Below are 26695 nucleotides of genomic sequence, written 5' to 3'. Positions count from 1 at the left end.
GACAGGTTTTGGACCGTACGGAAAAGCGGGCCTTTGTCGAGTTCCTCGCCGATGTGTTCAACAGCACGTCCATGGTTGTCGTCACCCAGAACAAGGGTCTGACGGTTGCTGATGTGACGGAGCTGCGTCGACGCATTCGTGCGGCAGGTGCGACATACAAGGTTGCGAAGAACCGGCTGGCCAGCCGCGCTCTGGATGGGACCCAATTCGACGGCATTGCGCCGCTGCTCAAGGGGCCAACGGCCCTAGCCTGGTCTGAGGACCCGGTCGCAGTTGCAAAGGTGATCGTCGAGTTCGCCAAGACGAATGACAAGCTTGTAGTGCTCGGTGGCTCCCTTGGTTCCCAGACGCTTGGCGTCGATGGAATCAAGACACTTGCCGAGCTGCCGTCTCTGGACGAACTGCGTGCAAAGCTGGTGGGTATGATTCAGACCCCGGCTACGCGTATCGCAGGTGTTGTTCAGGCTCCGGCAGGCCAGCTTGCTCGCGTCTTCGGCGCCTATGCCAAGACCGGCGAAGCCGCTTAAGAGTAAGGTCAACGCTGCGGCGTAGGCTTGAACCCATTCAAACAGTGCATCACTTAGGATAAGACCATGGCCGATCTGGCAAAGATTGTTGAAGAGCTGTCCGCTCTTACCGTTCTCGAAGCTGCTGAACTTTCCAAGCTTCTCGAAGAGAAGTGGGGCGTTTCCGCTGCTGCTCCAGTAGCAGTTGCTGCTGCTGGTCCGGCTGCTGGTGCAGCTCCGGCTGAAGAGCAGACCGAATTCACCGTTGTTCTGGCCGCTGCTGGCGACAAGAAGATCAACGTGATCAAGGAAATCCGTGGCATCACGGGTCTGGGTCTGAAGGAAGCCAAGGACCTGGTCGAAGGCGCACCGAAGACCGTTAAGGAAGGCGTGTCCAAGGACGAAGCCGAAAAGATCAAGAAGACCCTGGAAGACAACGGCGCCAAGGTCGAAATCAAGTAATCAACTTGATCGGGTCGTCTCTTTTTTAAGGGGCGGCCTCTGCGAGAGCAGACGGATAGGGCGGGGATCGCATGCGGTTCCCGCCCGATTTGCCGTTGGTGGAAATAAGAGTATAATACGCGGCTCGCTACGTATTGAAATTACTGAAAGCCGGTCGTTCCGGTCGTCCGTGTCGCGTCAGGCGGTTGTCTGTCAGCGAAGTCCCGGGCGACTCGAAGGTCTGGTGCAGAGGGCAAGATAGATGAACGCGATCACCAAATCGTTCACGGGACGCAAGAGGATCCGCAAAAGCTTCGGGCGCATTCCCGAAATTGCGCCGATGCCCAATCTGATCGATGTGCAGCGCGCTTCCTACGAAGCGTTCCTGCAGATGAATGTGAGTCCTGACGCACGTCAGAACTCCGGTCTGCAGGAAGTATTCCGTTCGGTTTTCCCAATTAATGACTTTGCTGGTCGCGGTCGTCTGGACTTCGTGTCTTACGAGTTCGAAGAGCCAAAGTATGACGTCGAAGAATGCATTCAGCGTGGTCTGACATACGCAGCCCCGCTAAAAGTCATCCTTCGTCTGACAACGTGGGACATTGATGAAGATACGGGTTCGCGCTCCATTCATGATCTGAAGGAACAGCCGGTCTACATGGGCGACATGCCGCTCATGACAGACAATGGTACCTTCATTATCAACGGTACCGAGCGCGTCATCGTTTCTCAGATGCATCGTAGCCCAGGTGTCTTCTTCGATCACGATAAGGGCAAGACGCATTCTTCGGGTAAGTATCTCTTTGCTGCCCGTGTGATTCCATATCGTGGTTCATGGCTCGATTTCGAATTCGACGCCAAGGACCTGATCTACGTTCGTATTGATCGCAAGCGCAAGCTTCCTGTCACGACGCTTCTGTACGCACTTGAAGGCGCAAACTACATCGCGCAGCGTGACCGGAAGATTGCAGAAGGCGGGGATGTCGAAGGTCTCGACATTCGCGGTATGGATCAGGATGAGATCCTGTCCTACTTCTATGACATGGTTCCGTTCACCCGGATGGGTGATGGCTGGGCACGTCCTTTCGAGCCAGAAGCATTCCGTGGTCAGAAGCTGCTAAGCCCGCTGGTTGATGCCGACACGGGCGAAGTGGTTGCTGAGGCAGACGCCAAGCTGACCGCTCGTATGGTCCGCAAAATTGCCGAAAAGACCCGTGTGGTTCAAGTCGGTCGTCTGGATGTTCTCGGTCGCTATCTTGCCTATGATCTCGTCAATGAGCATACGGGTGAGATCTATGGTGAAGCTGGTGAGGAGCTGACGGAAGATCGTCTTGTTGCTCTTGAAGAGCTTGGCATCACGGAACTTCCAACGCTTTCGGTTGACGGTTCGCATGGTCCGTGGATCCGCAACACGCTCTCCGTTGACAAGAACACCAGCCGCGATGAAGCGCTGATCGATATCTATCGCATCATGCGCCCGGGTGAGCCGCCGACCAAGGAAACCGCTGAAGCGATGTTCCGTGGTCTCTTCTTTGATCAGGATCGATATGATCTGTCGTCCGTTGGTCGTGTGAAGATGAACATGCGTCTCGATGTGGATGCGCCGGATACCCTTCGCGTTCTTCGCAAAGAAGATATCCTGCGCACCATCAAGATCATGTGCGACCTGAAGGATGGCCGCGGTCAGATTGACGACATCGATAACCTAGGTAACCGCCGCGTTCGCTCTGTCGGCGAATTGATGGAAAACCAGTATCGCGTGGGTCTGCTCCGTATGGAACGTGCCATTCGTGAACGTATGGGATCCGTCGACATTGACACGGTCATGCCGCATGATCTGATCAATGCAAAGCCGGCTGCTGCTGCTGTTCGTGAGTTCTTCGGTTCTTCACAGCTTAGCCAGTTCATGGATCAGACAAACCCGCTTTCCGAAGTGACGCATAAGCGTCGTCTTTCGGCGCTCGGTCCGGGCGGCTTGACCCGTGAGCGTGCAGGCTTCGAAGTCCGTGACGTTCATCCGACGCATTATGGCCGTATTTGCCCGATCGAGACGCCTGAAGGTCCGAACATCGGTCTGATCAACTCGCTCTCGACCTATGCCAAGGTCAACAAGTACGGCTTCATCGAAACGCCGTATCGTCTGGTTAAGGACGGCATTCTTCAGGATGGCTGGAAATATCTTTCTGCCATGGAAGAAGAGAAGCTTGTCGTTGCGCAGGCTGATGCCAAGCAGAGCGCAGATGGCCATCTGACGGACGAGCTGGTTTCCGTTCGTAAGTCTGGCGATTTCCGTGTTGTGCCGCCTGAGCAGGTTACGGCTTGCGACGTGTCACCGAAGCAGCTTGTTTCGGTTGCTGCAGCTCTCATTCCGTTCCTTGAGAACGATGACGCCAACCGTGCGCTCATGGGCGCAAACATGCAGCGTCAGGCTGTTCCGCTGGTGAAGGCAGATGCCCCGCTGGTTGGAACAGGTATGGAAGCAGCTGTTGCACGTGACTCCGGTGCGACGATCGTTGCCAAGCGTCGTGGTATCATTGACCAGATCGATGGTGCACGTATCGTTGTCCGCGCGACTGACGATGCAGGTTCGACGCAGGGTGTCGATATCTATCGTCTGCGCAAGTACATGCGTTCAAACCAGTCCACCTGCATCAATCAGCGTCCGCTGGTGAAGGTTGGTGACACGGTTCATGCTGGCGACATCATTGCTGACGGTCCGTCCACCGAGCTTGGTGAACTGGCTCTGGGTCGTAACGTACTTGTCGCGTTTATGCCTTGGAACGGTTACAACTTTGAGGACTCCATCCTCATCTCTGAGCGTATCGCGCGCGATGACGTCTTCACTTCGATCCACATCGAAGAATTTGAAGTCATGGCTCGTGACACGAAGCTGGGTCAGGAAGAGATCACTCGCGACATTCCTAATGTCGGTGAAGAAGCTCTTCGTAACCTCGACGAGGCAGGCATTGTCTATGTCGGCGCCGAGGTGAATCCGGGTGATATTCTCGTCGGTAAGGTAACGCCGAAGGGTGAAAGCCCGATGACGCCGGAAGAGAAGCTCCTCCGCGCCATCTTCGGTGAGAAGGCTTCCGATGTTCGTGATACGTCTCTGAAGCTGCCGCCTGGCACGACCGGTACGATCGTCGATGTTCGCGTCTTCTCACGTCGTGGTGTCGACAAAGACGAGCGTGCAATGGCAATCGAGCGCGCCGAAATCGAACGTCTGACGAAGGACCGAGATGACGAGCGTTCCATTCAGGAGCGTAGCTTCCACAACCGTCTGCGTGAGCGTCTGGTTGGCCAGGTTGCTGGTGCCGGGTTCAAGGGTATCCGTTCTGGTACGCCGATCACGGTTGAAGTTCTGGATGAGCATCCTCGTGCGGCATGGCGCAACATCTCGGTCTCCTCTGATGAGGTGACTGCTGAACTCGAAACACTGCGTTCCGAGTTTGATGAAGCTGTCCGTCGCATCAATGCGCGTTTTGACAACAAGGTTGAAAAGCTGCAGCGCGGGGATGAACTGCCGCCTGGCGTGATGAAGATGGTCAAGGTCTTTGTTGCCGTGAAGCGTAAGCTTCAGCCGGGTGACAAGATGGCTGGTCGTCACGGCAACAAGGGTGTCGTTTCCCGTGTTGTGCCTGTCGAAGACATGCCGTTCCTTGAGAATGGTCAGGCTGTTGATATCGTTCTGAACCCGCTGGGTGTGCCGTCGCGCATGAACATAGGTCAGATCCTTGAAACCCATCTGGGTTGGGCTTGTGCCAATATCGGTGCAAGCATCGGCGAGATGGTTGACGAGTATCAGCGGACTGGTGAGCGAAAGCAGGAACTGCTTGATCGTCTGCGGGACGTTTACGGGGACGAAATCTTCGAAACCGACGTTGCTACTCTGCCGAACGAGCAACTCATCGAGTTGGCCAACAACCTTCGCAAGGGTCTTCCGATTGCTACCCCGGTGTTCGATGGTGCTTCCATCCCGGACATCGAAGGCATGCTGGAAAAGGCTGGTGTGAACAAGTCGGGTCAGTCTCAGCTGATCGATGGTCGTACGGGCGAGACATTTGAGCGCCAGACCACGGTTGGTTACATTTACATGCTGAAGCTGCATCACCTTGTCGATGACAAGATCCATGCACGTTCGATCGGTCCGTACTCCCTCGTCACGCAGCAGCCGCTGGGTGGTAAGGCGCAGTTCGGTGGTCAGCGCTTTGGTGAAATGGAAGTCTGGGCGCTGGAAGCATATGGTGCGGCTTATACGCTGCAGGAAATGCTGACGGTGAAGTCGGATGACGTTTCCGGCCGTACCAAGGTCTATGAGGCTATCGTGCGCGAGCAGGATGACTTCGAAGCAGGCATTCCGGAGAGCTTCAACGTTCTGATCAAGGAACTGAAGTCTCTCGGCCTGAATGTCGAACTCGAGCAGGGCGAGATTTAATTGTCTCGCTCCCCTCTCGCTTCACGGTTCAATTTTGAAGTGCCCGCGGGACGCCGCGGTGCACATTGGGGTTTCGGCGCATGAACGAACTCATGAAAATCCTGGGTCAGGCTGGTCAGTCAGTCAGCTTTGACCAGATCAAGATCCAGCTTGCTTCCAGTGAGCAGATCCGCTCCTGGTCCTACGGCGAAATCAAGAAGCCGGAGACCATCAACTACCGTACGTTCAAGCCAGAGCGTGACGGGCTTTTCTGCGCCCGCATTTTTGGTCCTATCAAGGACTATGAATGCCTTTGCGGCAAATACAAGCGGATGAAGTTCCGCGGCATTGTCTGTGAAAAGTGCGGCGTTGAAGTCACGCTTGCCAAGGTGCGCCGTGAGCGCATGGGGCATATCGAACTTGCTTCCCCGGTTGCGCACATCTGGTTCCTGAAGTCGCTGCCGAGCCGCATCGCCACGATGCTGGACCTGCCGCTCAAAGACGTTGAGCCTGTTCTGTATTTCGAGAAGTTCCTCATTCTCGATAAGGGCGTCTGTGATTCCGATCAGATCGACTCCTATAAGAATGGCAAGAAGCGCGACCAGTATCTTCTCGATGAAATCCGTTGCGAAGATCTGCTCGACGAATATCCGGATGCGGGCATTGACGTTGGGATCGGTGCCGAGGCGATCAAGCGGGCGCTGTCCAGCTACGACTGGGGCATTCCTAATGCGCAGGAACGCGAGCTGAGCCTTGCTGCTAAGGCAAAGGGGCTGCCGGATCCGTTTGACTATGACGCTGAAGTCATGGAAGGCGATTCCGAAAAGACGATGATGCGCAAGAAGCTGCGCAAGGCAACGTCTGAAGCTGCTCGTAAGAAGCTGGTCAAGCGTCTGAAGCTCGTTGAGGCATTCGTTGAGAGTGGCTCACGTCCGGACTGGATGATCATGGACATCATTCCGGTAATTCCGCCGGAACTCCGTCCGCTGGTCCCGCTGGATGGTGGTCGTTTTGCAACGTCTGATCTGAATGATCTGTATCGCCGCGTCATTAACCGTAATAACCGTCTGAAGCGCCTGATCGAGCTTCGTGCGCCGGATATTATTGTCCGTAACGAAAAGCGCATGCTTCAGGAAGCTGTTGACGCGTTGTTCGACAACGGCCGTCGTGGGCGTGCGATTACGGGTGCCAACAAGCGTCCGCTGAAGTCTCTGTCTGATATGCTGAAGGGCAAGCAGGGCCGTTTCCGTCAGAACCTTCTTGGTAAGCGCGTCGACTATTCTGGCCGTTCGGTCATCGTGGTTGGTCCGGAACTGAAGCTGCATCAGTGCGGTCTTCCCAAGAAGATGGCGCTCGAACTCTTCAAGCCGTTCATCTACTCCAAGCTGGAAAAGTACGGTCACGCCACCACCATTAAGGCTGCAAAGCGCATGGTGGAGAAAGAGCGTCCGGAAGTCTGGGATATCCTCGAAGAGGTTATCCGCGAACATCCAGTGATGCTGAACCGTGCCCCCACGCTTCATCGTCTTGGCATTCAGGCGTTCGAGCCGACCCTGATTGAAGGTAAAGCTATCCAGCTTCACCCGCTGGTCTGCACCGCCTTCAATGCCGACTTTGACGGCGATCAGATGGCCGTGCACGTTCCGCTGTCGCTCGAAGCGCAGCTCGAAGCGCGCGTGCTGATGATGTCCACGAACAACATTCTCAGCCCTGCAAACGGTAAGCCGATTATCGTGCCGTCTCAGGATATCGTTCTGGGTCTCTATTATCTGAGCCTTGAAGTTCCTGAGTATCGTGAGACACCGGACGAGGCCGTCATCGAAGGTGGTAAGGTCATCAAGGCTGCCCCACCTGCGTATTCCGATGTTGCTGAAATCGAGAGCGCAATGCTTTCGGGTTCTCTGCAGCTTCACGACAAGATCCGTCTGCGTCTTCCGACCGTTGATGAAAACGGTAACCCGATCCGCCAGACGATTTTGACGACGCCGGGACGTGCCCTTATTGCGCAGATCCTGCCGAAGCACCCTGCGATTCCATTCAGCCTGATCAACAAGCAGTTGACGAAGAAGAACGTGTCCGATGTCATCGATACGGTCTATCGTCACTGTGGTCAGAAGGAAGCAGTAATCTTCTGTGACCGTCTCATGGGCCTTGGTTTCAAGCACGCTGCCCGTGCTGGCATTTCCTTCGGCAAGGATGACATGATCATCCCGGCAGAGAAGGCTACGCTGGTTGGCAAGACGTCGGAAGAGGTCAAGGAGTTCGAGCAGCAGTATCAGGACGGTCTGATTACGGCTGGCGAGCGTTACAACAAGGTGGTTGATGCTTGGTCCCGTTGCACGGACGAAGTGCAGGCCGCCATGCTGAAGGAAATCTCCAAGCAGGTCATCGGCAAGCCGACGAACTCTGTGTGGATGATGAGCCACTCGGGTGCTCGTGGGTCGCCGGCCCAGATGAAGCAGCTTGCGGGTATGCGCGGTCTGATGGTGAAGCCTTCTGGCGAGATCATCGAGCAGCCGATTATCGCAAACTTCAAAGAAGGTCTGTCGGTTCTCGATTACTTCACGTCCAGTCACGGTGCCCGTAAGGGTCTTGCTGATACGGCTCTGAAGACCGCGAACTCTGGATACCTGACACGTCGTCTTGTTGACGTTGCGCAGGATTGCATCATCGTTGAGCCTGATTGCGGTACAGAGCGCGGTCTGACGGTTCGTGCGGTGATGGACAGCGGTGAAGTCGTTGCCTCTCTTTCCGAGCGTATCCTGGGCCGTACAACGTCCAAGGATGTGCTGCATCCGGTGACGCACGAAGTCCTTCTGCCTCGCAACACGCTGATCGAAGAGCCGGAAGCCGAGCTCATCGAGAAGGCTGGTGTCGAGAGCATGGAAATCCGTTCGGTTCTCACATGTGACAGCCGCGTCGGAATTTGTGCACACTGCTATGGTCGTGACCTGGCCCGCGGTACGCCTGTGAACATTGGTGAAGCTGTCGGCGTGATCGCTGCTCAGTCCATCGGTGAGCCAGGTACACAGCTGACAATGCGTACCTTCCATATTGGTGGTGCGGCAACGCGTGGTGCTGAGCAGTCAATGGTCGAGGCGTCCCGTGATGGGCGTGTGACGATCAAGAACCGTAACGTTGTCGAGAACTCTCAGAAGGTTCTGGTTGTGATGTCGCGTAACTGCGAAATCCTTCTGACCGATGAGAACGATGTCGAGCGTGCCCGTTATCGTGTGCCTTATGGTGCACGTCTGATGGTGGGTGAGGGTGAGGCAGTCGCACGTGGCCAGAAGATGGCTGAGTGGGACCCGTACACCCTTCCGATCATTACCGAGCAGGCTGGTACCGTCGAATACCTTGACCTGATCGACAGCATCACGCTTGTCGAACGTATGGATGAGGTCACAGGCCTTAGTTCCAAGGTTGTGGTTGACTACAAGCAGGCTTCCAAGGGTGTGGATCTTCGTCCGCGTCTGCAGCTCAAGGATGCTGCAGGCAATGTGGTCAAGCTCGCCAATGGCAATGACGCCCGCTACTTCCTCTCACCAGACAGTATTCTGTCTATCGAGAATGGTGCGGAAGTTCATGCTGGTGACGTTCTGGCGCGTATTCCGCGTGAAGGTTCCAAGACGCGTGACATTACCGGTGGTCTGCCGCGTGTTGCTGAACTCTTTGAAGCTCGTCGTCCGAAAGATCATGCGATCATTGCTGAAGGCGATGGGCGCATTGAATTCGGCAAGGACTACAAGTCCAAGCGTTGCGTCATTGTGAAAAATGACGAAACCGGCGAAGAGACCCAGTACCTTATCCCGAAGGGCAAGCACGTTTCCGTTCAGGAGGGCGACTTTGTTCAGAAGGGTGATCCGCTGGTCGATGGTCCGCGTGTGCCCCATGACATTCTGAAGGTCATGGGTGTCGAGGCGCTCTCTGACTATCTGGTCAACGAAATTCAGGACGTCTACCGACTGCAGGGCGTGAAGATCAATGACAAGCATATTGAAGTCATTGTTCGTCAGATGCTGCAGAAGGTTGAAATTCTGGAGCCGGGTGATTCGACCTATCTGATCGGCGAAACTGTTGATCGGATTGAATACGAGATCGAGAATCAGCGCCTGCAAGAAAATGGCGATACCCCAGCAGTGGCTATGCCGGTGCTACAGGGTATCACCAAGGCTTCTCTGCAGACGCAGTCCTTCATCTCCGCGGCGTCTTTCCAGGAGACCACACGCGTGCTTACTGACGCCGCTACATCCGGCAAGGTCGACACGCTTAATGGTCTCAAGGAGAACGTGATTGTCGGCCGTCTGATCCCGGCGGGTACGGGTAGCGTCATGAACCGTCTTCGGGGAATTGCTGCCAGCCAGGATCGTCACCGCGTCGGTCGTTCAACGGCCGAAGTGGAAGACGCTGCAGAGTGATGAAAACCTCTCTGTTTTCTTCTGAAGGGAAGGACAGAGAGGGCAAATGTGTCGATTCCGGGAACTCTCTTCTCAGAATCGATGCATTTGTGGCCGAAAGACTTGACTCAACGCGGAACCCTTCGTAGGTTCCGCGCCCTCGGCTACTCCCGCCGGAAGAGGCGAAAATTAAGCCGTCGAAGACAAAGAATCGCATGTGGTGCCGCTAACCCGGTTTCGGGAATGCCAAGGCCGCAGGCTACAAAAGGAGGGAAATGGCTTTAGCTGTTTCCCTTTCCAAATGTGGGATAGGCAGGCGGTTCAGCCGCATGTCGATTTGAATAAAATGTCATGGCAGGAGGCCTGGTGCTTCCTGTCCGGAATAGGACAAGGATTGGGAAGGGCGCATGCCGACCATCAACCAGTTGATCGCGAACGGCCGTGAGCCGGCCGCAAAGCGGAACAAGGTCCCTGCACTACAGGGATGCCCCCAGAAGCGTGGCGTTTGCACGCGCGTGTACACGGTAACGCCAAAGAAGCCGAACTCCGCTCTGCGTAAGGTCGCCAAGGTGCGTCTGACCAACGGGTATGAGGTCGTGAGCTACATTCCGGGTGAAGGTCATAACCTTCAGGAGCACAGTGTTGTGCTAATCCGTGGTGGCCGCGTGAAGGATCTTCCTGGTGTGCGTTATCACATCCTGCGAGGCGTGCTTGACACGCAGGGCATCGCAAAGCGTCGTCAGCGTCGTTCGCTGTATGGCGCGAAGCGTCCGAAGTAAGAGGTATTTGGAATGAGTCGCCGTCACCGCGCTGTAAAGCGTGAGATCCTTCCCGATCCGAAGTTTGGAGACATCGTTATCACGCGTTTCATGAATGCGCTGATGTACGATGGAAAGAAATCCACCGCTGAGGGCATCGTTTACGGTGCACTTGAAGTTCTGCGTAACCGTGGTGGTAGCGCCGCTGATCCAGTGGCCATGTTCCACTCGGCTCTGGACAACGTGAAGCCGGCTGTAGAAGTCCGTTCACGTCGTGTGGGTGGTGCTACCTATCAGGTGCCTGTGGAAGTGCGCGCAGAGCGCCGTCAGGCTCTGGCGATCCGGTGGCTGATCGATGCTTCCCGCAAGCGTGGCGAGAACACGATGCAGGAGCGTCTGTCCAACGAACTGATGGACGCGGTCAACAATCGTGGCTCCGCTGTCAAGAAGCGTGAAGACACGCACCGTATGGCTGAAGCCAACAAGGCATTCAGCCACTATCGCTGGTAAACAGAACCCGCTAAAGGGCTTCCGGCAGTATCTGGGAATCTGGATACTGACTGGAATGAACTTTCAGTCTTACCCCTGTCTCGTGGGAGGCAGGGTTTTGGAGATAGACGATGGCAAAGGCTAAATTCGAGCGGACGAAGCCGCACTGCAACATCGGCACCATTGGTCACGTCGACCACGGCAAGACCTCGCTGACTGCTGCAATCACCAAGACGCTTGCGAAGAGCGGCGGCGCCGAGTTCAAGGCGTACGACATGATCGACGCAGCGCCGGAAGAGCGCGCTCGTGGTATCACCATTTCCACGGCACACGTTGAGTACGAGACGAAGAACCGTCACTACGCTCACGTTGACTGCCCTGGTCATGCTGACTACGTGAAGAACATGATCACGGGTGCCGCTCAGATGGACGGCGCGATCCTGGTTGTGTCTGCTGCTGACGGTCCGATGCCGCAGACCCGTGAGCACATCCTGCTTGCTCGCCAGGTCGGTGTTCCGGCTCTGGTTGTCTTCCTGAACAAGGTTGACCAGGTTGATGATCCGGAGCTTCTGGAGCTCGTGGAAATGGAAGTTCGTGAACTTCTGTCTTCCTACCAGTTCCCGGGCGACGATATCCCCATCGTCAAGGGCTCTGCTCTTGTAACGCTTGAAGACGGCGATGCCACCATTGGTGAAGATCGCGTTCTTGAGCTGATGGAAGCTGTCGACACGTACATCCCGCAGCCGGAGCGTCCGGTTGATCGTCCGTTCCTGATGCCGATCGAAGACGTGTTCTCGATCTCTGGTCGTGGTACGGTTGTCACGGGTCGTGTCGAGCGCGGCGTGCTTAACGTTGGTGATGAAGTTGAAATCGTTGGTCTGAAGGACACAACGAAGACGACCTGCACGGGCGTTGAAATGTTCCGCAAGCTGCTTGATCGCGGTGAAGCTGGTGACAACATCGGTGCACTGGTTCGTGGCACGAAGCGTGAAGACGTTGAGCGTGGCCAGGTTCTTGCAAAGCCGGGTTCCATCACCCCGCACAAAAAGTTCAAGGCTGAGGCATACATCCTCACGAAGGAAGAGGGTGGTCGTCACACGCCGTTCTTCACGAACTATCGTCCGCAGTTCTATTTCCGTACGACCGACGTCACTGGCGTCGTGACGCTGCCAGAAGGCACGGAAATGGTGATGCCGGGTGATAACGTTGCTATGGACGTCGAGCTGATTGCTCCGATTGCCATGGACGAAGGTCTGCGTTTCGCAATTCGCGAAGGCGGCCGCACCGTGGGTGCAGGCGTGGTTTCCTCCATCAGCGCCTAAGTCCTGCGTTTCGCCGTTGATATGGAAGCCCCGGCCAGATTTATTTCTGGCCGGGGTTCCCTTTCAGATGCAATGGCAGTAGGACGAGACCCGAATTTTTGAGTTGGACGAATTAAGACTATGGACAACCAGAACATCCGCATTCGCCTTAAGGCGTACGATCATCGCGTGCTGGACAACAGCACCAAAGAGATCGTAAACACGGCGAAGCGTACGGGTGCGCGGGTTCGGGGTCCGATCCCGCTGCCGACGCATATCGAACGGTTCACGGTGAACCGTTCGCCACACGTGGATAAGAAAAGCCGCGAACAGTTCGAAATTCGGACTCACCGCCGGCTGCTCGACATTGTCGAGCCGACCCCGCAGACCGTGGACGCCCTCATGAAGCTCGACCTCGCCGCTGGCGTTGACGTCGAGATCAAACTCTAAGGTCCAGACGATGCGTACCGGATTGATTGCAAAAAAGCTGGGGATGACCCGGCTGTTTAAGGAAGATGGCACTCATGTGCCTGTGACGGTTCTACATCTTGACGAAGTTCAGGTTGTAGACGCTCGCACGAATGAACGTGATGGCTACACCGCCGTTCAGCTCGGTCTTGGTAATGCTAAGGTGAAGAATGTCACCAAGGCAAATCGTGGCCATTTCGCCCGTACCAAGGTTGAGCCGAAGAAGACCCTCGTAGAGTTCCGCGTTGCGGAAGATGCTCTGCTTGAGGCTGGCACGAAGCTGTCTGCGAACCATTTCGTGGTTGGGCAGAAAGTTGATGTCACGGGTCAGAGTAAGGGTAAGGGCTTTGCGGGTGTTATGAAGCGTCATAACTTCGCTGGTCTCGAAGCCTCCCACGGCGTGTCCATCAGCCATCGTTCTCATGGTTCTACGGGCCAGCGCCAGGATCCTGGCAAGGTCTTCAAGGGCAAGAAGATGGCAGGTCACATGGGTGATGTGCGTGTTACCACGCTGAACCTTGAAGTGGCTGCCGTGGATGAAGAGCGTAACCTGATCATGGTCAGAGGCGCGATTCCTGGTGCGAAAAACAGCGTTGTGCTGATTCGCGATGCAATCAAGAAGGCACGCCATGCCGATGCGCCGTATCCGGCTGCAGTCGTGGCGGCCGCCGGTTGAGGGCGAGGGGCATGGAATACGATATCAAAACCCTCGATAATGGCAGCGCAGGCTCAGTCGCGCTTCCAGAAGAGATTTTCGCGGTTTCTCCGCGTGCCGACATTATGGCGCGCGTTGTGCACTGGCAGTTGGCGAAGCGCCGCGCTGGTACGCATCGCACCAAGGGCATGGGTGAAATCTCTGGCACGACCAAGAAGCCTTTCCGCCAGAAAGGTACGGGTTCTGCTCGTCAGGGCTCCCTGCGCGCTCCGCAGTTCCGTACTGGTGGTGTTGTGCATGGTCCGGTTGTGCGTGATCATGGCTATGACCTTCCCAAGAAGGTTCGTCGTCTTGGCCTGATTTCTGCTCTTTCGCAGAAAGCTGCAGATGGCAAGCTGGTTGTGCTCGATACCGCAAACGGTGTTAGCAAGACCCGTGAAGCGGTGGCAAAGCTGAAGGCACTTGGCTGGTCGTCTGCGCTGATCGTGGACGGTGCAGTTGATGAGCAGTTTGCTCGTGCAATTGCCAACCTGCCGAAGATCGACGTGCTGCCGACAATCGGTGCGAACGTCTATGACATCCTCAACCATGACGTGCTGGTCATTACCCGCGCAGGTCTTGAGGGTCTTAAGGAGCGTCTGGCATGACCATGTCTATCGTCATGAACGCACGTAAGACTGCTGAGAACATGTCTCAGGAAGCTCTGTACGATGTGGTCCGTTCGCCGCTGATCACGGAGAAGGCTACGCTTCTGTCTGAGCGTAATCAGGTTGTCTTCAAGGTCTCTACGACTGCAACCAAGCCGCAGATCAAGGCCGCTGTCGAAAAGCTCTTCAATGTGAAGGTTACCGGCGTGAACACGCTGGTCCAGAAGGGTAAGACGAAGCGCGTCAAGGGTCGTCCTGGTCGCCGCTCTGACATCAAGAAGGCGTATGTGCAGCTTGCAGAAGGTCAGTCCATTGACCTTACAGCGAAGCTGGGCTGACGCGGGGTAATCAACCATGGCACTAAAGCACTTTAATCCCACGACGCCGAGCACACGCGGCACCGTGCTGATTGATCGTAGCGAGCTCTGGAAGGGCAAGCCGGTCAAGCAGCTGACGGAAGGTAAGAACAAGTCTGGCGGCCGTAATAACCACGGTCGCACGACAGTTCGTTTCCGTGGCGGCGGGCACAAGCAGTCCTATCGTTATGTCGATTTCAAGCGTCGCAAGTTTGATGTTGGTGCAACGGTCGAGCGTCTTGAGTACGATCCGAACCGTACGGCATTCATCGCACTGATCAAGTATGATGACGGTGAGCTGGCCTACATTCTGGCACCTCAGCGTATCAAGGCTGGTGACCGCGTTATCTCTGGTGCGCACACTGACGTGAAGCCAGGCAATGCGATGTCCCTCGGTGCGATGCCGGTCGGTACGATCGTGCACAACATCGAGCTGAAGCCGGGCGCTGGTGGCAAGCTGGCCCGTTCTGCTGGAACGTATGCGCAGCTGGTCGGTAAGGATGCCGGTTACGCTCAGATCAAGTTGCAGTCCGGTGAGCTGCGTCTTGTCCGTGGTGAATGCATGGCAACGGTTGGTGCTGTCTCTAATCCAGACAACATGAACCAGCACATGGGTAAGGCTGGACGTTCCCGTTGGCTCGGACGTCGTCCGCACAACCGTGGTGTTGTCATGAACCCGGTCGATCACCCGCATGGTGGTGGTGAAGGTCGTACTTCTGGTGGCCGTCATCCGGTTACGCCGTGGGGCGTTCCGACGAAGGGTTACAAGACGCGTGTTAACAAGAAGACGGATAGCCTGATCATCCGTCGCCGTAAGTCCGGCAAGTAAGAGGGGGCAAACAGAGATGGCACGTTCCGTCTGGAAGGGCCCGTTCGTTGACGGGTATCTGTTCGGCAAGGCAGAAGCAGCTCGTGCTTCTGGTCGTAATGAAGTGATCAAGATCTGGTCGCGTCGTTCCACGATCCTGCCGCAGTTCGTCGGGCTTACGTTCGGCGTCTATAATGGTCACAAGTTCCTGCCTGTGCAGGTCACGGAGAACATGGTCGGTCATAAGTTCGGTGAATTCTCACCGACACGGACCTACACCGGTCATGGCTCTGACAAGAAGTCGAAGCGGGGCTGAAAATGAGCAAGCCGAAGCACATCCGCACGCTCGCTGATACGGAAGCGCAGGCAATTACGCGCAATATCCGTGTTAGCCCGCGTAAGCTGAACCTGGTTGCGGCAATGATCCGTAACCAGCCAGCTGACAAGGCTATTGCCGCTCTGACCTTCTCGCGTCGTCGTATCGCGCAGCAGGTTAAGAAGACTCTTGAGAGCGCCGTGGCCAACGCTGAGAACAATCATCAGCTGGACGTTGACCGTCTGGTTGTGAAGACGGCTGAAGTCGGCAAGTCCATTGTCATGAAGCGTTTTCACGCTCGTGGCCGTGGTCGTTCGGCTCGCGTTGAGAAGTTCTTCAGCCACCTGAAGATTGTTGTTGCCGAAGCTGCAGAAGTCTCGGAAACGAACGAAGAGCAGAAGGCAGCTTAATCCATGGGACATAAGGTCAATCCAATCGGGCTTCGGCTCGGTGTTAACCGTACCTGGGATAGCCGCTGGTACGCAGGTGCAGACTATTCTCGTCTTCTTCATGAAGACCTGAAGCTTCGTGCATTCCTGCGTCGCAAGCTTTCTGGTGCCGGCGTTTCCCGCGTCGTTATTGAGCGTCCTGCCAAGAAGCCTCGCGTGACGATTTACGCTGCCCGTCCGGGCGTCGTAATCGGCAAGAAGGGTCAGGACATTGACGCTCTGCGTAAGGAACTGAGCCGTATGGCGAAGACCGACGTAGCGCTGAATATTGTTGAGATCCGCAAGCCGGAAATCGATGCAACGCTAGTGGCTGAGAACATTGCTCAGCAGCTCGAGCGCCGTGTTGCTTTCCGTCGCGCCATGAAGCGCGCAATCCAGTCTGCAATGCGTCTGGGCGCCCAGGGCATCCGTATTACTTGCAGCGGACGTCTGGGTGGTGCCGAAATCGCACGTGACGAGAAGTATCGTGAGGGACGTGTGCCGCTGCATACGCTTCGCGCTGATATCGACTATGGCACGGCGACGGCCAAGACGACTTATGGAACCTGCGGCGTGAAGGTCTGGATCTTCAAGGGTGAGATCCTGGCTCATGACCCCCTGGCACAGGACCGTCGTGCCGCGGAGCAGGCTCCGCAACGTTGAACTGTAGGCGCAAGCCTACAGTTCCATTGCTGGTGCTGATTGAGGATTTAACAACATGCTTTCCCCAAAGCGGACAAAGTTTCGTAAAGCCCACAAGGGTCGTATCCACGGCCTGGCGAAAAGCGGAACGCAGCTGAACTTCGGTGCATATGGTCTGAAGGCTCTTGAGCCAGAGCGGATCACTGCCCGTCAGATCGAAGCGTCCCGTCGTGCTATTACTCGTGCGATGAAGCGTGCTGGTCGCGTGTGGATTCGTATTTTTCCGGACCTTCCGGTCTCGACAAAGCCTGCAGAAGTGCGTATGGGCTCCGGCAAGGGTTCCCCAGAGTACTGGGCAGCTCGTGTCAAGCCGGGTCGTATCCTGTTCGAGATCGAAGGCGTTCCGCCGGAAGTCGCCCGCTTGGCGTTGAGTTTGGGAGCTGCAAAGCTTCCGATCAAGACCAAGTTCGTTCAGCGTATCGGAGACGCGTAAGATGGCCGACACGTACAAGCCTGCAGATCTGCGCGCGAAGAGCGAGGACGAGCTGAACGCTCTGCTCATCGACCTGAAGCGTGAACAGATCAATCACCGTTTTGCGGCTGCCACAGGGCAGTCGGAAAACACTAGCCGCGTCAAAGTCGTGCGCCGTGCAGTTGCACGTATCAAGACGCTGGCTCAGCAATCGAAGAACCGTGCGGGCGCCCAAACGTCCGCCGCAAAGTCCTGAGAGGAGACGGACGATGCCAAGGCGCGTCCTGACAGGGCGGGTAACGAGCGACAAGATGGACAAGACGGTTACCGTTCTTGTTGATCGTCGTATCATGCATCCGCTCTATAAGAAGTTCATCCGCCGCTCCAAGAAGTATGCGGCCCATGATGAAGCCAACGTCTGCCAGATTGGTGACCTGGTTCGCATTGAAGAATGTGCACCGATCTCCAAGCGCAAGACTTGGTCTGTCGTCGCACGCAACGGAGAGGACATGGCTTCGGCTTCCTCTTCCGTCAGCGCATAAGGGGGTAGGCACATGATTCATCCCGAGACCAACCTTGACGTCGCCGATAATTCCGGTGCGCGTCGGGTGCAGTGCATCAAGGTGCTGGGCGGCTCCAAGCGGAAGACTGCCTCGGTCGGCGACATCATTGTCGTATCCGTTAAGGAAGCCATTCCCCGCGGTAAGGTGAAGAAGGGTGACGTCCATCAGGCCGTTATCGTTCGTACGTCTTATCCGGTACGTCGTGCAGACGGATCTGCGATCCGTTTTGACAAGAATGCTGCTGTGCTTATCAATAAGCAGCAGGAGCCGATTGGCACGCGTATCTTTGGCCCGGTCGTTCGTGAACTGCGTGCTCGCAAGTTCATGAAGATCATCTCCCTGGCGCCGGAGGTGCTGTAATGGCTGCACGTATTAAAAAAGGCGATCAGGTCCTCGTTCTCTCTGGGAAGTCCCGGGGCGTCCGTGGCGAAGTTCTTGCTGTCATGCCAAAGGCCGAGAAGGCCGTGGTGCGTGGTGTAGCTGTCGCCAAGCGTCATACGAAGCCCAACCGTATGGGTGGAGAAGGTGGAATCATCGAGCGCGAAATGCCGATCCATCTTTCCAACCTGAAGCTGGTTGATCCCAAGAGCGGTAAGCCGACGCGCGTTGGCTTCCGGGTTCTTGAAGACGGTCGCAAAGTTCGCGTTGCCAAGGCAACCGGCGAAGTGATCGAAGGCTGAGGAACGCAAAAATGAGCGATAACAACACCGCTTTGCCGCGTATGCAGCAGCGTTACGAAGAGCTTCTTCGTAAGCAGCTTCAGGAACAGTTTGGCTACGCAAACCCGATGCAGGTTCCCAAGCTCGAGAAGATCGTGCTGAACATGGGTGTCGGTGAGGCTGCTGGCGATCAGAAGAAGCTGGATGCAGCTGTTGCTGAAATGGCGGCTATTTCAGGTCAGAAGCCTGTAAAGACGCTTGCTCGTAAGGCTATTGCTGGCTTCAAGATCCGTGAAGGTCTTCCGATCGGTTGTAAGGTAACTCTGCGTCGTCAGCGTATGTATGAGTTCCTCGACCGTCTCGTGACGATCGCTATGCCTCGTATTCGTGACTTCCGTGGTCTTCCGGCAAACAAGGGCTTTGATGGTCGTGGCAACTTCGCCATGGGTATCAAGGAGCAGATTGTTTTCCCGGAAATCGAATATGACAAGATCGATGCTGTACGCGGCATGGACATCATCTTCGTGACCACCGCAAAGACTGATGCTGAAGCAAAGGCTCTGCTGAAGGCCTTCGATCTGCCGTTCGCAGGTTGATCAGGTAATTTTTCAGACCGATCGCGACTAAAATAAGGATTCGGCCTTCCATTGGGAGGCCGCTTTCCTTTATAGACACGCAGATTGGAAAACCGTCGGGATAGGCCTGACAGGTTCCGGGAGAAAATTCGAGATGGCGAAGATCTCAGCGGTTAACCGTAATAACCATCGCGCAGCTCTTGCAAAGCGCGACAAGGAAAAGCGGACCGCTCTTAAAAACATCATCAAGGATCGTTCCCTTTCGGTTGAAGACCGATTTGAAGCGACTCTTAAGCTGGCACAGATGCCACGTAACGGATCCGCAACGCGCGTTCGTCTTCGTTGCAAGCTGACCGGTCGTCCCCGTGCTAACTACCGTAAGTTCGAGCTGTGCCGTATCGCTCTGCGTGATCTTGCGTCCGCCGGCCAGATTCCTGGCATGGTCAAGTCGAGCTGGTAAGGGATAGATCGAATGTCGTTGTCTGATCCACTGGGTGATATGCTTACCCGGATCCGTAATGCTCAGCGTGCACGCCATGCTGCATGTGTTGCGCCTGCTTCCAAGCTTCGCACAAACGTGCTTGAGGCTCTGAAGCGTGAAGGTTACATCCGTGGTTTCTCCACGGAAGAAGTCCGTAAGGGCGTATCCCAGCTCCGTATTGAGCTGAAGTACGTTGAGGGGCAGCCGGTTATTAAGGAAATCCACAGGGTCTCCAAGCCTGGCCGTCGTGTCTATTCGAAGATCAAGGAACTTCCGCGCGTATATGCCGGCCTTGGTGTGTCGATCCTGTCCACCCCGCGTGGCGTCCTTTCGGACGTCGAGGCCCGCGCTGCCAATGTTGGCGGCGAGGTTCTCTGCCGCGTCTTCTGAGGAGGGTCGCATGTCTCGCGTAGGTAAATATCCTGTAGAAGTTCCGGCTGGCGTTCAGGTTGCTGTCGTTGACGGCATTTTCACTGCCAAGGGCAAGCTCGGCGAACTGAGTTTTCCGGTGTCCCGTCACGTGGATGTCACGATTGAAGCCAGCTCCGTCGCTGTTGCTCCGGTCGGCCGTCGTTCCCGTGAAAACTGGACGATGTGGGGAACAACGCGCGCTCTGATTGCTAATATGGTCAAGGGTGTGTCGGTTGGTTTCACCAAGGCTCTCGAAATTCAGGGTACGGGTTTCCGTGCTGCTGTTCAGGGCTCTAACCTGGTGATGAACCTCGGCTTCTCGCACGATGTCGTTTATCCCATCCCGGCCGGTATCAAGATCACAACGCCGCGTCCGACCGCTATTGTCGTCGAAGGTCACGACAAGCAGCGCGTTGGTCAGGTTGCTCTCGATATTCGCAGCTTCCGTAAGCCTGAGCCTTACAAGGGCAAGGGCGTCCGTTACGAGACGGAAGTTCTGCGTCGCAAGGAAGGTAAGAAGAAGTAATGGCATCGCAGCAAGGATTGCAGGAACGTCGCCGTCAGCGGCTGCGTTTCCAGCTTCGTCGCAAGAGCGGCGGCCGGCCGCGTTTGTCGGTCTTCCGTTCCAGCAAGCACATTCACGCCCAAATCATCGACGATGCACAGGGTCGCACGCTCGCCAGCGCTTCAACGCTGGAAAAGGAGCTTCGTGGCAGTGGCAACAGCGGTGCAAACGTGGACGCGGCTTCAGTGATCGGCAAGCTGATCGCAGAACGTGGCCTGGCAGCTGGCGTAACGGCCGTCGTGTTTGATCGCGGCGCTTATGTCTATCATGGCCGGGTCAAGGCCCTGGCAGAGGCTGCCCGCGAGGGCGGGCTCTCGTTCTAAGGAGGATCACACATGGCACGTGAGCCAAGAGAAGGCGGCCGTGGTGGTCGTGAGCGCGAGCAGGGCGATGATCTGGTCGACAAGCTTGTAACCATCAATCGTGTTGCCAAGGTTGTTAAGGGTGGCCGTCGCTTTGCTTTCGCAGCGCTGGTTGTCGTTGGCGATCAGAAGGGACGCGTTGGTTACGGTGCAGGTAAGGCCCGTGAAGTTCCGGAAGCCATCCGCAAGGCAACCGAGCGTGCAAAGCGCACAATGATCCGCGTACCGATGAAGGAAGGTCGTACCCTCCATCATGATACGTTCGGTCATTACGGCGCTGGCAAGGTTGTTGTCCGTGCGGCTGAAGCTGGTACAGGTATCATCGCTGGTGGTCCGATGCGTGCGGTTTTCGAGAGCCTGGGCGTTAACGACGTTGTTGCCAAGAGCCTCGGAACGCGTAACCCGCATAACATGATCAAGGCTACTTTTGCTGCCCTTGAAAAGGCAAGCAGCCCGCGCAACGTCGCTTCGCGTCGTGGTAAGAAGGCTGCAGAGCTTTTCGGTAAGCGTGAGCAGGCCCAGACTGAGGAGGCTGCAAATGTCTGATAACGGTAAGACCGTTCAGGTGACGCAGATCGCTTCTGTCATTGGTCGCAAACCGGGCCAGGCAGAGACTATTGTTGGTCTTGGCCTGCGCGGTATCGGTTCCACCCGTACGCTCGAAGATACTGCTGCCGTACGTGGAATGATCCGCAAGGTTGCCCACCTCATCAAGGTGGAGGGTTGAAATGAACCTTAACGAACTCCGCGATAACGAGGGTTCTCGTTATCGCAAGAAGCGTCTTGGACGCGGCATCGGTTCTGGCAAGGGTAAGACCTCCGGACGTGGTGTTAAGGGTCAGAAGGCTCGTGAGGGCGTTTCCCTCAATGGCTTCGAAGGTGGTCAGCTCCCGCTGTATCGCCGTATGCCCAAGCGTGGCTTCGTGAACATCTTCCGCAAGGAATATGCTCCGGTGAACCTTGGTGCGATTTCGAAGGCTATTGAGGCAGGTAAGCTGGATAAGTCCGCTCCTGTTACAGAAGCTACTCTGCGCGCTGCAGGTCTTGTCAACGGCAAGACCCATGGTGTTCGCCTTCTTGCGAAGGGTGAACTTACGCATGGTCTGACCATTGAAGTTGACGGCGCTTCTGCAGCAGCTCTTGCTGCTGTTGAGAAGGCTGGCGGCTCCGTCAAGGTGCTTGCACCGAAGAAGGAAGTTCAGGCTGAGGCCTGAGTTCTCCTCTCCCGGATTTATCTGGGGTATGGTTAGATAGTGAACAGCGTCCCGTGCAGATGTGCGGCGGCGCTGTTTTCATGAAAGGACAGGTGGATGGCTTCCGCAGCAGAGCAGCTCGCCGCCAATCTCAATATGAGTTCCTTTGCCAAGGCGACTGAACTCAAGAAGCGTATCTGGTTTACGCTTCTGGCTCTCATCGTTTACCGACTGGGAACATACATTCCTGTTCCTGGTGTTGATGCAACGGTGATGGGTCAGCTGCTGGCACAGCATCAGGGTGGCATTCTGGGCATGTTCGACATGTTCACGGGTGGCGCTCTCGGACGCATGACTGTGTTCGCCCTGAACATCATGCCTTACATCAGTGCCTCCATCATTATTCAGCTTCTCTCTACGGCTTTGCCTTCGATGGAAGCCATGAAGAAGGAAGGTGAGGCCGGTCGTAAGAAGCTTAACCAGTATACGCGTTATCTCACGGTTTTTATTGCGCTGTTTCAAGCCTATGGCATCGCTGTCGGGCTTGAAAACATGACGTCTCACGGCGCCAGCGCTGTGGTTATGCCTGGAATGTTCTTTATCGCCTCCTGTGTTGTTACGCTGGTGGGCGGGACGATGTTCCTGATGTGGCTCGGTGAGCAGATCACGTCTCGTGGGGTTGGCAACGGTATTTCGTTGATCATCTTCGCAGGGATTGTCGCAAATCTTCCACATGCTCTAGCCAGCCTTTTCGAGCTGGGTCGAACAGGCGCGTTATCACCGATCTTTGTTATGATTTTCCTTGTGCTCGCGATTGCGACCATAGCGTTCATTGTGTTCATGGAGCAGGCGCAGCGTCGGGTGGTTATTCAGTACCCGAAGCGTCAGATTGGTAATCGCATGTTCGGTGGTGATTCCACGCACATGCCGCTGAAGGTCAATACTGCAGGCGTGATTCCGCCGATTTTTGCTTCCTCGGTACTGCTGATCCCAGTGACGATCTCGGGATTTATGAACGGCCATAATATGCCGGGCTGGCTTTCTGTTCTTGGGCAGCAGCTAGGGCAGGGACAGCCGCTTTACATGCTGTTTTATGCAGCAATGATCTTGTTCTTCTCGTATTTCTATGCGGCTGTGACGTTCAATCCGGAAGAGACTGCCGAGAACCTGCGTAAGCAGGGAGGCTTCATTCCCGGTATCCGTCCCGGGGCGAGCACGGCGTCCTATTTTGATCGTATTCTTTCCAGATTGACGACCATTGGCGCGCTCTACCTTGTCGTTGTTTGCCTGCTGCCACAGATCCTGATCAGCAAATATAATGTGCCGTTCTACTTTGGTGGCACGAGCCTGATCATTATTGTATCGGTTACGATTGATACAGTGACACAGGTCCAGTCTCATCTGGTGGCACATCAGTATCAGGGGCTAATCCGCAAACAGCGCAGTCGTGGAACCCGAAGCTCGGGTCCTGGAGGGAGCAAGCGTCGATGAATATCATTCTTCTTGGTCCTCCTGGCGCGGGGAAAGGAACCCAAGCGAAGCGTCTAGAGCAGTTATATGGCCTGAAGCAGATCTCTACCGGAGATATGCTTCGTGCTGAGGTTTCTGCGGGAACGCCGATCGGACAGGAAGCGAAAGCGATCATGGCGCGGGGGGAATTTCTTCCCGATCCAATCATGGTCAAGATGATTCAAGGGCGTATTTCGCAGCCAGATTGTGCTCAGGGCTTTATTCTGGATGGCTTTCCTCGTACAGAAAGCCAGGCAGAAGCGCTTGACGCCATGCTGGGTACGGCTGGGCTCAAGATTGACGCAGTCATTCTACTGGATGTCGCTGAAGATCAACTTGTAGAGCGCATCGCTTCCCGAACGGCTGAGGACGGTACGCGCCGTCCGGATGATAATCCGGAAGTAGTTCGATCCCGTCTTGATATTTATCGCCGCCAGACTGCTCCGATCCTTCCATATTATGAGAAGGCGCGACGTTTGAAGCGTGTAGATGGGATGTTGGATGTCGATAAAGTTGGTGCTGAAATCGACACGATCCTCGGGAAAACGACGAAAAATTGATTGAATGACCTATGATCACGCAAAAGTGACCATAGGCATTTGACTCAAGGGGGGTGCCCGGTATATTGCGCGCCCTCGACATATCTGCAGCGTGAGTGCGGCCTAGGCTCCGGAATCGGACTGGGACTGACGTTAGCTGCGATGCAATCGATCCGGTTCCGGCCGGACATGAAACAGGCTGACGCGGTCTTGGAGACCGCGTCGATGGGAGAATTGGCGTGGCACGTATTGCCGGCGTAAACATTCCGACCAACAAGCGGGTGGTCATCGCCCTGCGCTATGTCTACGGCATTGGCCCGTCGACGGCACAGGCAATCTGCAGCAAGCTCGGGATCCCCGACGCGAAGCGCGTAAACGAACTGTCTGACGACGAGATCGTAAAGGTCCGTGAACTGATCGACGGCGAATATCGCGTCGAAGGTGATCTGCGTCGTGAGACGGCTATGAACATCAAGCGTCTGATGGATCTGGGCTGCTACCGCGGTCTGCGTCATCGTCGCGGCCTTCCGGTTCGCGGTCAGCGTACGCACACGAATGCTCGTACCCGTAAGGGTAAGGCTGTGGCGATTGCTGGCAAGAAGAAGGTCACGCGCTAATCCGCGCCTGACTGCTTCACTCTGACGCTTTTCGCTAACTTTTAGGACGACCTCTATTATGGCCAAGGCCGCAGCACCGCGCATTCGTAAGAAAGAGCGCAAGAATATTATCTCTGGCGTTGCTCACGTGCTTTCCACGTTCAACAACACCATGATCACGATCTCCGACGCGCAGGGTAATGCAATTGCATGGTCCTCCTCGGGCGCACAGGGCTTCAAGGGCTCGCGTAAGTCCACACCGTATGCAGCTCAGGTTGCTGCTGAAGACGCAGGCCGCAAGGCTCGCGAGCACGGTATGGAAACGCTTGAGATCGAAGTGTCCGGTCCGGGTTCGGGGCGTGAAAGTGCTCTTCGCGCGCTGCAGGCTGTTGGCTTCACGATTACGTCCATTCGTGACATGACGCCGGTGCCGCATAACGGCTGCCGTCCGCGTAAGCGTCGTCGCGTCTGAGTGATGCTGTGCTGCGCATCCCTGGGGGTGCGCAGCATGTTTTGTGATTGCATCTTCTACCGCACGATCCGTGCGGGCCAGGTGCCGCCAATTTTGTTGGCGGGCTTCGTTGTTTGAAAGGCCACGACCTTGGTTCTCCAGAAAAACTGGCAGTCCCTCATCAAGCCGGAGAAGCTTGAAGTCGAGCCCGGCCCGGTTGCCTCGCGCATCGCCACCGTCGTGGCGGAGCCGCTGGAGCGCGGCTTCGGTATGACGCTCGGCAACGCGCTGCGTCGTATTCTTCTGTCTTCCCTTCAGGGTGCAGCAGTAACTGCCATTCAGATCGATGGCGTTCTGCATGAGTTCTCTGCTGTTCCGGGTGTGCGCGAAGACGTGACGGACATTGTCCTGAACGTTAAGCAGCTCGCACTTCGCATGCATGGTGAAGGCCCGAAGCGCATGATTCTCACGGCGACTGGTCCGGGAGAAGTGACGGCAGGGCAGATTCAGGCTGGTCATGACATTGAGATCATGAATCCTGACCTCGTAATCTGCACTCTTGATGACGGCGTGAAACTCGGAATGGAGTTCACCGTCAACATGGGTAAGGGCTACGTCGCCGCCGCTGCTAACCGTCCGGAAGACGCACCAATCGGCATGATCCCGATTGATGCCATCTACTCGCCGGTTCGTCGCGTGTCTTACAAGGTCGAGCAGACCCGCGTTGGTCAGGTTACTGACTACGACAAGCTGCTGCTGACGGTTGAGACGAATGGTGCTGTAACGCCGGAAGACAGTCTGGCTCTTGCTGCGCGTATTCTGCAGGATCAGCTTCAGCTGTTCATCAACTTTGATGAGCCGCGTCCGGTCCAGCATGAAGAACCGCAGGATGACCTGCCGTTCAACCGCAATCTTCTTCGCAAGGTTGACGAGCTTGAGCTTTCGGTGCGTAGCGCCAACTGCCTCAAGAACGACAACATTGTTTATATCGGCGATTTGGTGCAGAAGTCCGAACAGGAAATGCTGCGTACGCCTAACTTCGGGCGTAAGTCGCTCAATGAGATCAAGGAAGTTCTCACCGGTATGGGGCTGTCGCTCGGCATGAGCGTTCCGGCCTGGCCGCCCGAGAACATCGAGGATCTGGCCAAACGTCTCGATGAGACGTTTTGAGAACTTCTTAGGGTAAGGAAAACTAGCAATGCGTCATGGTGTGAGCGGGCGTAAGCTCAATGTCACCTCTTCTCACCGCGCTGCCATGTTCCGCAACATGGCCGTCGCACTCATCAAGCACGAGCAGATCACGACGACGCTGCCGAAGGCGAAGGAACTTCGCCCGGTTGTCGAAAAGCTGATCACGCTTGGCAAGCGCGGCAACCTGCACGCTCGTCGTCAGGCTTTCGCTCAGCTGCGTGACGATGCGATCGTCAGCAAGCTCTTCAGCACGGTCGCAGAGCGTTACAAGACGCGCTCGGGCGGTTACTCCCGTGTTCTGAAGGCTGGCGTGCGCTATGGCGATAACGCTGATATGGCTGTTATCGAGCTCGTGGAACGCGATCTCGATGCAAAGGGTCAGGACAGCGGTCCGAAGCCGGTTGCAGAAGAGCAGGAAGCCGCCTGAGGCTCCGTTCTTCGGGAACAAAAAAGGCCGGTGCAGTCATGCACCGGCCTTTTTTTTATTCTTCGGTTCACATTC

The 26695-nt window shown here is 55.9% G+C and carries 34 protein-coding genes; all 34 read left to right on the top strand.

Translation table 11 applies throughout. The annotated features are described in order from the left end of the window. Positions 1 to 8: 8 nt before the first annotated feature. Positions 9 to 527: a 50S ribosomal protein L10 gene (gene rplJ, locus GFR01_RS13595; protein WP_099182879.1), complete on the top strand. Its 519-nt coding sequence runs from the start codon at positions 9 to 11 to the stop codon at positions 525 to 527. A 66-nt stretch (positions 528 to 593) separates the two neighbouring features. Next, entirely contained in the window at positions 594 to 968 is a 375-nt protein-coding gene (gene rplL, locus GFR01_RS13590) for a 50S ribosomal protein L7/L12 (RefSeq protein WP_007282711.1), read from the top strand. Positions 969 to 1209: 241 nt separating this feature from the next. Beyond that, a complete protein-coding gene (gene rpoB / locus GFR01_RS13585; protein ID WP_099182878.1) occupies positions 1210 to 5382 on the top strand; it encodes a DNA-directed RNA polymerase subunit beta in 4173 nt (1390 codons plus the stop codon). 80 nt (positions 5383 to 5462) lie between these two features. Continuing rightward, a complete protein-coding gene (rpoC, locus tag GFR01_RS13580) occupies positions 5463 to 9779 on the top strand; it encodes a DNA-directed RNA polymerase subunit beta' (RefSeq protein ID WP_063905291.1) in 4317 nt (1438 codons plus the stop codon). Between the two features lie 386 nt (positions 9780 to 10165). Further along, positions 10166 to 10537, top strand: a complete 372-nt coding sequence (rpsL, locus tag GFR01_RS13575; protein WP_010502158.1) for a 30S ribosomal protein S12 — start codon at positions 10166 to 10168, stop codon at positions 10535 to 10537. A gap of 12 nt (positions 10538 to 10549) precedes the next feature. Next, positions 10550 to 11026, top strand: a complete 477-nt coding sequence (gene rpsG, locus GFR01_RS13570) for a 30S ribosomal protein S7 (RefSeq protein WP_063905292.1) — start codon at positions 10550 to 10552, stop codon at positions 11024 to 11026. Positions 11027 to 11136: 110 nt separating this feature from the next. Next, positions 11137 to 12327 carry an elongation factor Tu gene (gene tuf, locus GFR01_RS13565; protein WP_063905293.1) on the top strand — a complete coding sequence of 397 codons (1191 nt, stop codon included), beginning with the start codon at positions 11137 to 11139 and terminating at the stop codon, positions 12325 to 12327. A gap of 120 nt (positions 12328 to 12447) precedes the next feature. Continuing rightward, the gene (gene rpsJ / locus GFR01_RS13560) at positions 12448 to 12756 is read left to right on the top strand and encodes a 30S ribosomal protein S10 (protein ID WP_007282720.1); all 309 of its coding nucleotides are present in this window, start codon (positions 12448 to 12450) and stop codon (positions 12754 to 12756) included. 10 nt (positions 12757 to 12766) lie between these two features. Continuing rightward, positions 12767 to 13450 carry a 50S ribosomal protein L3 gene (rplC, locus tag GFR01_RS13555; protein ID WP_023943130.1) on the top strand — a complete coding sequence of 228 codons (684 nt, stop codon included), beginning with the start codon at positions 12767 to 12769 and terminating at the stop codon, positions 13448 to 13450. Between the two features lie 11 nt (positions 13451 to 13461). Then, positions 13462 to 14076: a 50S ribosomal protein L4 gene (rplD, locus tag GFR01_RS13550; protein ID WP_063905294.1), complete on the top strand. Its 615-nt coding sequence runs from the start codon at positions 13462 to 13464 to the stop codon at positions 14074 to 14076. Between the two features lie 41 nt (positions 14077 to 14117). Beyond that, a complete protein-coding gene (locus tag GFR01_RS13545) occupies positions 14118 to 14414 on the top strand; it encodes a 50S ribosomal protein L23 (RefSeq protein WP_174694725.1) in 297 nt (98 codons plus the stop codon). 16 nt (positions 14415 to 14430) lie between these two features. Continuing rightward, positions 14431 to 15261 (top strand): 50S ribosomal protein L2, encoded by an 831-nt coding sequence (gene rplB / locus GFR01_RS13540; protein WP_010502120.1) that lies wholly within the window; start codon positions 14431 to 14433, stop codon positions 15259 to 15261. A gap of 16 nt (positions 15262 to 15277) precedes the next feature. After that, positions 15278 to 15556 (top strand): 30S ribosomal protein S19, encoded by a 279-nt coding sequence (rpsS, locus tag GFR01_RS13535; protein WP_007282725.1) that lies wholly within the window; start codon positions 15278 to 15280, stop codon positions 15554 to 15556. 2 nt (positions 15557 to 15558) lie between these two features. Beyond that, a complete protein-coding gene (gene rplV, locus GFR01_RS13530; RefSeq protein ID WP_010502117.1) occupies positions 15559 to 15966 on the top strand; it encodes a 50S ribosomal protein L22 in 408 nt (135 codons plus the stop codon). Positions 15967 to 15969: 3 nt separating this feature from the next. After that, on the top strand, positions 15970 to 16647 hold the full coding sequence (rpsC, locus tag GFR01_RS13525) for a 30S ribosomal protein S3 (protein WP_007282727.1): 678 nt from the start codon (positions 15970 to 15972) through the stop codon (positions 16645 to 16647). A gap of 55 nt (positions 16648 to 16702) precedes the next feature. Then, positions 16703 to 17119 (top strand): 50S ribosomal protein L16, encoded by a 417-nt coding sequence (rplP, locus tag GFR01_RS13520; protein WP_007282728.1) that lies wholly within the window; start codon positions 16703 to 16705, stop codon positions 17117 to 17119. A gap of 1 nt (position 17120) precedes the next feature. Beyond that, complete coding sequence (gene rpmC, locus GFR01_RS13515; protein ID WP_007282729.1) at positions 17121 to 17354, top strand: 50S ribosomal protein L29; 234 nt, start codon at positions 17121 to 17123, stop codon at positions 17352 to 17354. Between the two features lie 13 nt (positions 17355 to 17367). Continuing rightward, positions 17368 to 17640 (top strand): 30S ribosomal protein S17, encoded by a 273-nt coding sequence (gene rpsQ / locus GFR01_RS13510; RefSeq protein ID WP_010502113.1) that lies wholly within the window; start codon positions 17368 to 17370, stop codon positions 17638 to 17640. 12 nt (positions 17641 to 17652) lie between these two features. Further along, positions 17653 to 18021 carry a 50S ribosomal protein L14 gene (gene rplN / locus GFR01_RS13505; RefSeq protein WP_007282731.1) on the top strand — a complete coding sequence of 123 codons (369 nt, stop codon included), beginning with the start codon at positions 17653 to 17655 and terminating at the stop codon, positions 18019 to 18021. Further along, positions 18021 to 18341 carry a 50S ribosomal protein L24 gene (rplX, locus tag GFR01_RS13500; RefSeq protein ID WP_007282732.1) on the top strand — a complete coding sequence of 107 codons (321 nt, stop codon included), beginning with the start codon at positions 18021 to 18023 and terminating at the stop codon, positions 18339 to 18341. The genes rplN and rplX overlap by 1 nt, the downstream gene beginning before the upstream one ends. 11 nt (positions 18342 to 18352) lie before the next feature. Next, positions 18353 to 18916: a 50S ribosomal protein L5 gene (rplE, locus tag GFR01_RS13495; RefSeq protein ID WP_023943122.1), complete on the top strand. Its 564-nt coding sequence runs from the start codon at positions 18353 to 18355 to the stop codon at positions 18914 to 18916. A gap of 133 nt (positions 18917 to 19049) precedes the next feature. Beyond that, positions 19050 to 19355 (top strand): 30S ribosomal protein S14, encoded by a 306-nt coding sequence (gene rpsN / locus GFR01_RS13490; RefSeq protein ID WP_007282734.1) that lies wholly within the window; start codon positions 19050 to 19052, stop codon positions 19353 to 19355. A gap of 12 nt (positions 19356 to 19367) precedes the next feature. Beyond that, positions 19368 to 19766, top strand: a complete 399-nt coding sequence (gene rpsH / locus GFR01_RS13485) for a 30S ribosomal protein S8 (RefSeq protein WP_010502111.1) — start codon at positions 19368 to 19370, stop codon at positions 19764 to 19766. 10 nt (positions 19767 to 19776) lie between these two features. Further along, positions 19777 to 20313: a 50S ribosomal protein L6 gene (rplF, locus tag GFR01_RS13480; protein WP_063905297.1), complete on the top strand. Its 537-nt coding sequence runs from the start codon at positions 19777 to 19779 to the stop codon at positions 20311 to 20313. Next, the gene (gene rplR, locus GFR01_RS13475; protein WP_063905298.1) at positions 20313 to 20675 is read left to right on the top strand and encodes a 50S ribosomal protein L18; all 363 of its coding nucleotides are present in this window, start codon (positions 20313 to 20315) and stop codon (positions 20673 to 20675) included. The genes rplF and rplR overlap by 1 nt, the downstream gene beginning before the upstream one ends. Before the next feature lie 12 nt (positions 20676 to 20687). After that, positions 20688 to 21260: a 30S ribosomal protein S5 gene (rpsE, locus tag GFR01_RS13470; RefSeq protein WP_007282738.1), complete on the top strand. Its 573-nt coding sequence runs from the start codon at positions 20688 to 20690 to the stop codon at positions 21258 to 21260. Next, positions 21253 to 21441: a 50S ribosomal protein L30 gene (gene rpmD, locus GFR01_RS13465; RefSeq protein WP_063905300.1), complete on the top strand. Its 189-nt coding sequence runs from the start codon at positions 21253 to 21255 to the stop codon at positions 21439 to 21441. The genes rpsE and rpmD overlap by 8 nt, the downstream gene beginning before the upstream one ends. Before the next feature lies 1 nt (position 21442). Next, positions 21443 to 21928 (top strand): 50S ribosomal protein L15, encoded by a 486-nt coding sequence (gene rplO, locus GFR01_RS13460; RefSeq protein ID WP_063905301.1) that lies wholly within the window; start codon positions 21443 to 21445, stop codon positions 21926 to 21928. A gap of 96 nt (positions 21929 to 22024) precedes the next feature. Continuing rightward, positions 22025 to 23398, top strand: a complete 1374-nt coding sequence (gene secY, locus GFR01_RS13455; RefSeq protein ID WP_063905302.1) for a preprotein translocase subunit SecY — start codon at positions 22025 to 22027, stop codon at positions 23396 to 23398. Continuing rightward, the gene (locus GFR01_RS13450; protein WP_099182876.1) at positions 23395 to 23976 is read left to right on the top strand and encodes an adenylate kinase; all 582 of its coding nucleotides are present in this window, start codon (positions 23395 to 23397) and stop codon (positions 23974 to 23976) included. Before secY ends, GFR01_RS13450 begins: the two co-directional genes overlap by 4 nt. A gap of 218 nt (positions 23977 to 24194) precedes the next feature. Then, positions 24195 to 24572 (top strand): 30S ribosomal protein S13, encoded by a 378-nt coding sequence (gene rpsM / locus GFR01_RS13445; protein WP_010502104.1) that lies wholly within the window; start codon positions 24195 to 24197, stop codon positions 24570 to 24572. A gap of 58 nt (positions 24573 to 24630) precedes the next feature. Continuing rightward, entirely contained in the window at positions 24631 to 25023 is a 393-nt protein-coding gene (rpsK, locus tag GFR01_RS13440; protein ID WP_007282744.1) for a 30S ribosomal protein S11, read from the top strand. A gap of 129 nt (positions 25024 to 25152) precedes the next feature. Then, a complete protein-coding gene (locus GFR01_RS13435) occupies positions 25153 to 26172 on the top strand; it encodes a DNA-directed RNA polymerase subunit alpha (RefSeq protein WP_007282745.1) in 1020 nt (339 codons plus the stop codon). Positions 26173 to 26200: 28 nt separating this feature from the next. Further along, entirely contained in the window at positions 26201 to 26620 is a 420-nt protein-coding gene (gene rplQ / locus GFR01_RS13430) for a 50S ribosomal protein L17 (protein WP_063905304.1), read from the top strand. Positions 26621 to 26695: the final 75 nt, after the last annotated feature.

The sequence above is a fragment of the Gluconobacter frateurii genome (assembly GCF_002723955.1).
GTDB classification, from domain to species: domain Bacteria; phylum Pseudomonadota; class Alphaproteobacteria; order Acetobacterales; family Acetobacteraceae; genus Gluconobacter; species Gluconobacter frateurii.
Note: the sequence above shows the minus strand (reverse complement) of the source record. Positions and strands in the feature narration are given on the sequence as shown.

Bases quoted from the DNA above. Each gene is read 5' to 3' on its own strand.
- rpsS (WP_007282725.1), top strand. From the start codon at position 15,278: ATGGCACGTTCCGTCTGGAAGGGCCCGTTCGTTGACGGGTATCTGTTC.
- rplE (WP_023943122.1), top strand. From the start codon at position 18,353: ATGAGCGATAACAACACCGCTTTGCCGCGTATGCAGCAGCGTTACGAA.
- rplB (WP_010502120.1), top strand. From the start codon at position 14,431: ATGGCACTAAAGCACTTTAATCCCACGACGCCGAGCACACGCGGCACC.
- rplP (WP_007282728.1), top strand. From the start codon at position 16,703: ATGCTTTCCCCAAAGCGGACAAAGTTTCGTAAAGCCCACAAGGGTCGT.
- tuf (WP_063905293.1), top strand. From the start codon at position 11,137: ATGGCAAAGGCTAAATTCGAGCGGACGAAGCCGCACTGCAACATCGGC.
- rpsQ (WP_010502113.1), top strand. From the start codon at position 17,368: ATGCCAAGGCGCGTCCTGACAGGGCGGGTAACGAGCGACAAGATGGAC.
- rpmC (WP_007282729.1), top strand. From the start codon at position 17,121: ATGGCCGACACGTACAAGCCTGCAGATCTGCGCGCGAAGAGCGAGGAC.
- rplL (WP_007282711.1), top strand. From the start codon at position 594: ATGGCCGATCTGGCAAAGATTGTTGAAGAGCTGTCCGCTCTTACCGTT.
- rplF (WP_063905297.1), top strand. From the start codon at position 19,777: ATGTCTCGCGTAGGTAAATATCCTGTAGAAGTTCCGGCTGGCGTTCAG.
- rpoB (WP_099182878.1), top strand. From the start codon at position 1,210: ATGAACGCGATCACCAAATCGTTCACGGGACGCAAGAGGATCCGCAAA.
- rpsL (WP_010502158.1), top strand. From the start codon at position 10,166: ATGCCGACCATCAACCAGTTGATCGCGAACGGCCGTGAGCCGGCCGCA.
- rplX (WP_007282732.1), top strand. From the start codon at position 18,021: ATGGCTGCACGTATTAAAAAAGGCGATCAGGTCCTCGTTCTCTCTGGG.
- rpsE (WP_007282738.1), top strand. From the start codon at position 20,688: ATGGCACGTGAGCCAAGAGAAGGCGGCCGTGGTGGTCGTGAGCGCGAG.
- rplD (WP_063905294.1), top strand. From the start codon at position 13,462: ATGGAATACGATATCAAAACCCTCGATAATGGCAGCGCAGGCTCAGTC.
- rplR (WP_063905298.1), top strand. From the start codon at position 20,313: ATGGCATCGCAGCAAGGATTGCAGGAACGTCGCCGTCAGCGGCTGCGT.
- secY (WP_063905302.1), top strand. From the start codon at position 22,025: ATGGCTTCCGCAGCAGAGCAGCTCGCCGCCAATCTCAATATGAGTTCC.
- GFR01_RS13545 (WP_174694725.1), top strand. From the start codon at position 14,118: ATGTCTCAGGAAGCTCTGTACGATGTGGTCCGTTCGCCGCTGATCACG.
- rpsH (WP_010502111.1), top strand. From the start codon at position 19,368: ATGTCGTTGTCTGATCCACTGGGTGATATGCTTACCCGGATCCGTAAT.
- rplQ (WP_063905304.1), top strand. From the start codon at position 26,201: ATGCGTCATGGTGTGAGCGGGCGTAAGCTCAATGTCACCTCTTCTCAC.
- rpmD (WP_063905300.1), top strand. From the start codon at position 21,253: ATGTCTGATAACGGTAAGACCGTTCAGGTGACGCAGATCGCTTCTGTC.
- rplV (WP_010502117.1), top strand. From the start codon at position 15,559: ATGAGCAAGCCGAAGCACATCCGCACGCTCGCTGATACGGAAGCGCAG.
- rpsK (WP_007282744.1), top strand. From the start codon at position 24,631: ATGGCCAAGGCCGCAGCACCGCGCATTCGTAAGAAAGAGCGCAAGAAT.
- rpsG (WP_063905292.1), top strand. From the start codon at position 10,550: ATGAGTCGCCGTCACCGCGCTGTAAAGCGTGAGATCCTTCCCGATCCG.
- rplO (WP_063905301.1), top strand. From the start codon at position 21,443: ATGAACCTTAACGAACTCCGCGATAACGAGGGTTCTCGTTATCGCAAG.
- GFR01_RS13450 (WP_099182876.1), top strand. From the start codon at position 23,395: ATGAATATCATTCTTCTTGGTCCTCCTGGCGCGGGGAAAGGAACCCAA.
- rpsC (WP_007282727.1), top strand. From the start codon at position 15,970: ATGGGACATAAGGTCAATCCAATCGGGCTTCGGCTCGGTGTTAACCGT.
- rpsN (WP_007282734.1), top strand. From the start codon at position 19,050: ATGGCGAAGATCTCAGCGGTTAACCGTAATAACCATCGCGCAGCTCTT.
- rplC (WP_023943130.1), top strand. From the start codon at position 12,767: ATGCGTACCGGATTGATTGCAAAAAAGCTGGGGATGACCCGGCTGTTT.
- rpoC (WP_063905291.1), top strand. From the start codon at position 5,463: ATGAACGAACTCATGAAAATCCTGGGTCAGGCTGGTCAGTCAGTCAGC.
- rpsJ (WP_007282720.1), top strand. From the start codon at position 12,448: ATGGACAACCAGAACATCCGCATTCGCCTTAAGGCGTACGATCATCGC.
- rplN (WP_007282731.1), top strand. From the start codon at position 17,653: ATGATTCATCCCGAGACCAACCTTGACGTCGCCGATAATTCCGGTGCG.